1 protein-coding gene is annotated in these 996 nt (G+C 35.8%); it reads right to left on the bottom strand.

The features are described 5' to 3' along the window. Positions 1-984: AMP-binding protein (locus M595_RS27895; protein ID WP_238987155.1), on the bottom strand; the 984-nt coding region annotated here is incomplete at its 3' end. Positions 985-996: the final 12 nt, after the last annotated feature.

Here is a 996-nt window from a genome sequence, read left to right as displayed (position 1 = left end):
TTTTTGGCTGGCAATCACTACACGCGCACCGATAATTAAAGGTAAATAAAGTTCTAAGGCGGCGATATCAAAAGACAGGCTGGTAACAGATAATAAAACGTCTGATGGTGTTAAATCGAGGTGTTGATTAATAGCAAATAGAAAGTTACTCAAGGCGTGATGAGAAATTTGTACGCCTTTCGGTTGACCTGTAGAACCAGAAGTGTAAATAATGTAGGCGATATTTTTGATGGTGATGTTATTAGAAAGGTTATCTGTTTTTTGTTGAGCAATAATTGACCAATCTTCGTCTAGATTGATAATATTTGTACAGGGTAATTGAAGATAATTGAGAGTTTTTTGAGTGATAATGAGTGAGATTTGAGCGTTTTCTATAATAAAATTGAGACGCTCAGGAGGATAGGCGGGGTCAAGGGGAACATAAGTGGCTCCGACTTTTAAAATGGCTAATAAAGCGATAACCATTTCGCAGGAACGCTCTAAACAAATGCCGATAGTTTGTTCGGGTTTAACGCCTTGTTTTTGTAGGTGGTGAGCGAGTTGATTTGCTGTTTTATTAAGTTGCTGATAGCTGAGTTGTTGATGTGAGTCAACAATAGCAATAGCATCCGGTGTTTGTTGGGCTTGGGTTTCAAAAACTTGATGAATACAGGCGAGTTTATTAAATGTTGTTTGAGTTTTATTCCATTCGACTAATAGTTGATGTCTTTCGGTTTCTGCTAAAAATGAAAGTTCAGATATTTTCTGGTGAGAATGAGTTACAATCTGTTCTAATAAGTTTTTGAAATGAGTAATTATATTGCTAATCGTTTCAGCTTTGAATAAATCTGTATTGTATTCAAATACTCCGGTCAGTTCCGATGGATGTTCATACATATCCAAGCTCAAATCAAATCGAGCCGTTTGATTTTCTGGATTAATATAATTAAACGTTAAATTGGGGAGTTTAACAGTTTTGGTCGGAGTATTGTGAAGAATAAACATCACCTGAAATAG

It is taken from the genome of Lyngbya aestuarii BL J, from assembly GCF_000478195.2.
Classification (GTDB): domain Bacteria; phylum Cyanobacteriota; class Cyanobacteriia; order Cyanobacteriales; family Microcoleaceae; genus Capilliphycus; species Capilliphycus aestuarii.
Note: the sequence above shows the minus strand (reverse complement) of the source record. Positions and strands in the feature narration are given on the sequence as shown.